The sequence below is a fragment of the Synechococcus sp. 65AY6A5 genome, from assembly GCF_002760415.1.
Taxonomy (GTDB): Bacteria; Cyanobacteriota; Cyanobacteriia; order Thermostichales; family Thermostichaceae; genus Thermostichus.
The window spans coordinates 1,788,297-1,792,553 of sequence record NZ_AXUW01000001.1 but is presented as its reverse complement, the minus strand read 5'-3'; the positions used below and the strand labels follow the sequence as shown (position 1 = coordinate 1,792,553).

Sequence of the window (4,257 nt, the reverse complement as noted above, 5' to 3'; positions counted from 1 at the left end):
ATTGGGGGAGGCCATGTTTTGCATCTCCTCTGCGATCTCACCATTGCCGCCGACAACGCCATCTTTGGCCAGACCGGGCCTCGCGTGGGCAGCTTCGACGGCGGCTTTGGGGCCAGCTACCTGGCGCGGGTGGTGGGGCAGAAGAAAGCGCGCGAAATCTGGTTTCTCTGCCGCCAGTACACAGCCGCCCAGGCGCTGGAGATGGGCCTGGTCAATGCGGTGGTGCCCGTGGAGGAACTAGAGGCAGAAGGGATCCGCTGGGCGCGGGAGATCCTCCAGCACAGCCCCCTGGCCATCCGCTGCCTCAAGGCCGCCTTCAACGCCGATTGCGACGGCCAGGTGGGGCTGCAGGAGCTAGCCGGGGACGCGACACTGCTGTATTACATGACCGAGGAAGCGGCCGAGGGCAAACGGGCTTTTTTGGAGAAGCGCCCCCCCAACTTTCGCCAGTTTCCCTGGCGGCCCTAGGGAGGGATCCTCTGTTGGATCCCTTTTGGATAGGCTGGACTCAGTTCTTGGTCTGGGCCGATGGCTTCCCAAACTCCCCGGCTGCTCTTGGTCGATGGCCACTCCCTGGCCTACCGCTCTTTTTATGCCTTTGCCTACAGCCGCGAGGGGGGCTTGCGCACCTCCACGGGGATCCCGACCAGTGTCAGCTTTGGCTTTTTGAAATCGCTGCTGGAGGTCTTGGAGAAATACCCCCCCACCTATGTAGCTGTTGCCTTTGATACCCGGCAGCCCACCTTTCGCCACGAGGCGGATGAAACCTACAAAGCAGGCCGTCCGGAAACACCGCCGGAGTTCGTTGAGGATGTGGAGAACCTCCAGCAGGTGTTGGCGGCGCTGCGCATTCCCATTTTGGCGGTGCCTGGCTTTGAGGCCGACGATATTCTGGGTACTCTCTGTCGGCTTGCTCCCCACGAGTATCGAGTGCAGATCTTAAGCGGCGACCAGGATCTGTTTCAACTCATTGACCGCGAGGGAAGGATTCGGGTTTTGCACCTCAACAGCAAAGATCGCGTCAGCGAATTTGGCCCCCAAGAGGTCAAAGAGAAACTCGGCATCTGGCCTTGGCAGGTGGTCGACTACAAAGCCCTCTGCGGTGACCCTTCCGACAACATTCCCGGTGTCAAGGGGATCGGCCCCAAGCGAGCGGCGGAGCTCTTGCAGCGCTATGGCAGCCTGGAGGAGATTTTCAACCATCTGGGGGAGATCCCTGGCAAAATCCAGCAGTACCTCAGGGAAGGGATCCCAGCAGCCCAGCACTCCCAATTTCTGGCTCGAATTCACTGCGATGTCCCCCTTTCGCCTGACTGGGAGAGCATGAGGTTAACTGGGTTTGACCCAGAGGAAGTGCTGCCGCTTTTGGAGAAACTAGAGTTTCGCAGTTTCATTGCTCAAGTGCGCAAGCTGCAAGCCACTTTGGGCGGGATCCCAGCCCAAGTCCCTGAAGCCAGGACAGGTTCAAAGAATGGCTCTGCCGACGACGAGGCCCTTTGGTTTGATTTTGCTGCACATCCCCCCCCTTCTCTGCCGCCGGTACGCATTGTGGATACCCCTGAGCAGTTGGAGCTGTTGCGGCAGGAGCTGTTGGCCTGCTCCGGGATCGTAGCCTGGGACACGGAAACCACGAGTCTAGATCCCCGCGACGCCCAACTGGTGGGGATTGGCTGCTGTTGGTCGGAGCGGGATGTTGCCTATTTGCCCATTGGCCACCGCCAGGGATCCAACTTGGACTGGAACCTAGTCAAACAGAGCCTACAGCCCATTTGGGAGGATCCCAGTCGCCCCAAAAGCCTGCAAAACTGCAAGTATGATCTCAGCATTTTTCGCGCTCATGGCATCCGCCTACAAGGGATCCAATTTGATCCCATGTTGGCTAGCTATGTGCTCAATCCAGAAGCTAGCCACAACTTGGCTGATTTGGCATCTACCTATCTAAATTTACCCACCACCAGCTATGAAAAGCTGCTGGGCAAAGCAGACTCCATTGCCGATCTGCCTATCCCCAAAGTGGCAGAATATTGCGGAACCGACGCCTACTGCGCCTATCGTTTGGTGCCCATCCTCACCGAAAAGCTACAGCAAACTGACCCACGCCTCTGGAATCTTTTTATCCAGGTGGAGCTGCCCTTGGCTCACGTTTTGGAAGAAATGGAGTGGGTCGGCATCCGCATCGACACTGAGTTTCTCAAGCAGTTTTCTCAGGAACTGGAGAAAGAGCTGCAGACTCTGGAGCAGAAAGCCTACGCCCAAGCAGGCGAGGTTTTTAACCTCAACTCTCCCAAGCAACTGGGATCCCTGCTTTTTGAAAAGCTCAAGCTAGATATCCGAAAAACTCGCAAGACAGCCACCGGCTACTCCACCGATGCTTCGGTTTTGGAGAAGCTGGAAGGAGATCACCCAGTTGTTGAAACGATTCTCCAGTACCGCACTCTGGCCAAGCTCAAATCCACCTATGTGGACGCGCTGCCAGCTCTAGTAAGACGCGACACAGGCAGGGTGCACACCAACTTCAACCAGACTGTTACCGCTACTGGCCGACTCAGCTCCTCTAACCCCAACCTGCAAAACATCCCCATCCGCAGCGAGTTCAGCCGCCGCATTCGCCAGGCCTTCATTCCCCAGGAGGGGTGGCTATTGGCCTCGGCTGACTACTCGCAAATTGAGCTGCGCATCTTGGCCCACCTCAGCCAAGAGCCAACGCTCATCGAGTGCTTTCGCTCTGGGGAAGATGTGCATACCCTTACCGCTCGCTTGCTCTTTGAAAAACAAGAAGTAACCAGCGAAGAACGCCGCCTGGCCAAGACGATTAACTATGGGGTGATCTACGGCATGGGGGCGCAGCGTTTTGCCCGCACTGCCGGCGTCTCTCTAGCGGAGGCGAAGGAATTTTTGCGGCGATTTAACGAGCGCTACGCCGGCGTTTTTGCCTATCTCCGCGCCACCGAAGCCTTTGTGGAAAAGCACGGCTATGTGGAAACCCTTTTAGGCCGCCGTCGCTATTTTCCCAATTTGTCTCAGCTATCCGGCCATCGCAAACAGGCCGAGCTGCGGGCTGCCGTGAACGCCCCCATCCAGGGATCCGCCTCAGACATCATCAAAGTGGCCATGGTGCGCTTGCAGGAAAAGCTGCAGCATTTTCGCTCGCGTTTGCTTTTGCAGGTTCACGACGAGCTGGTGTTTGAAGTAGAGCCCTCCGAATGGCAGGACTTACGGCCCCTCATTCAAAGAGAAATGGAAGAGGCAGTGCCCCTTTCCATACCGCTGGTGGTGGACATTCAAATTGGCCACAACTGGAAGGAGGCCAACTAAGGGATCCCGGCCTCGGAGAAATGTTAAGCTATGTAAAAGTGTGTGAAAGTGTTGGTTATCTCCCTATGGCTGTTGAGATCTACACATGGCGTTTTTGTCCCTTCTGCATTCGCGCCAAGCAACTGCTAGACCGTAAGGGAGTCAAGTACATCGAATACGCCATCGATGGGGACGAGGCAGCGCGAGCGGAGATGGCCAAGCGGGCCAACGGGCGCCGCTCCGTGCCCCAGATTTTCATCAACAACCAGCACATCGGCGGCTGCGACGACCTCTACGCCCTTGAGGCCCAGGGCAAGCTAGATCTGCTCCTGCAGCAGGCTACCTAGCTCCGTCCCTTGCCTGTGGTCTCAGACGGGTGCACGGGCAAGGAGACCCAGCCTACCCAGCCTAGCCACTGCCCTGCTTAACCCGAGCGCGTGCTTGTTTCAACATGGCAATCAGGGTGTGGTGGGCATCTTCAGAATCTTTGAGAGGGTGATCAAAGGGGATGCGCAGCTTCCGCACAGCCCCATCCACCTCCACCTGTAAGTCCATTCCTTCCGCGTCGATGGCCTCCATACGGGCCTGGACCACTCCTTCCACCTGGCCGAAGACCCTGGCGTAGAGGGCCACGGCATCGGCGTGGTCTTCGTTCATGTGCTTGCAGATGCGCTCGCTAACTTGAGGGGTGAGAGGATCGCCCATAGAAGGTGGGAATTGCCAGGTACAGGTTTTAGTCTAGCGGAGTCTTGACCGAAACCTTGGCGGCGCAGATCCCGCTCTTCCCCTTTCCCCCCGTATACGGGGGATGAAAGGGGGGAGCATGACTCTAGTCAATGATATGCTGGACTATACTGAAAATAATGCCCAGTATGTTCAGTATGGCTGCTTGGTATGGCTAGGTATGTAAAACCGAGAGAAGCGGCGGATTATTTTGGGGTGTGTCTCCACACCTTGAGGCGA

General features: G+C 57.1%; 4 protein-coding genes and 1 pseudogene. 4 read left to right on the top strand and 1 reads right to left on the bottom strand.

Going from position 1 to position 4,257, the window contains the following annotated elements:
• From SYN65AY6A5_RS08570 to grxC, 3 genes are all read left to right on the top strand, one after another.
• Positions 1-468 (top strand): enoyl-CoA hydratase-related protein (locus SYN65AY6A5_RS08570; protein WP_240531018.1); only part of this gene is annotated, 468 nt, incomplete at its 5' end.
• 60 nt (positions 469-528) lie between these two features.
• Positions 529-3,315 carry a DNA polymerase I gene (gene polA / locus SYN65AY6A5_RS08565; protein WP_099884245.1) on the top strand — a complete coding sequence of 929 codons (2,787 nt, stop codon included), beginning with the start codon at positions 529-531 and terminating at the stop codon, positions 3,313-3,315.
• 65 nt (positions 3,316-3,380) lie between these two features.
• Positions 3,381-3,641, top strand: coding sequence for a glutaredoxin 3 (gene grxC / locus SYN65AY6A5_RS08560; RefSeq protein WP_099884243.1), 261 nt, complete (start codon positions 3,381-3,383; stop codon positions 3,639-3,641).
• Positions 3,642-3,702: 61 nt separating this feature from the next.
• On the opposite strand, the gene SYN65AY6A5_RS08555 is transcribed toward grxC, so the two are convergent.
• A complete protein-coding gene (locus tag SYN65AY6A5_RS08555; protein WP_099884241.1) occupies positions 3,703-3,999 on the bottom strand; it encodes a DUF2470 domain-containing protein in 297 nt (98 codons plus the stop codon).
• Between the two features lie 189 nt (positions 4,000-4,188).
• Here SYN65AY6A5_RS08555 and SYN65AY6A5_RS13845 point away from each other — a divergent pair.
• Positions 4,189-4,257 (top strand): annotated as a pseudogene (locus SYN65AY6A5_RS13845) (IS607 family transposase); the annotation flags it as partial.

Bases quoted from the DNA above. Each gene is read 5' to 3' on its own strand.
- polA (WP_099884245.1), top strand. From the start codon at position 529: ATGGCTTCCCAAACTCCCCGGCTGCTCTTGGTCGATGGCCACTCCCTG.
- SYN65AY6A5_RS08555 (WP_099884241.1), bottom strand. From the start codon at position 3,999: ATGGGCGATCCTCTCACCCCTCAAGTTAGCGAGCGCATCTGCAAGCAC.
- grxC (WP_099884243.1), top strand. From the start codon at position 3,381: ATGGCTGTTGAGATCTACACATGGCGTTTTTGTCCCTTCTGCATTCGC.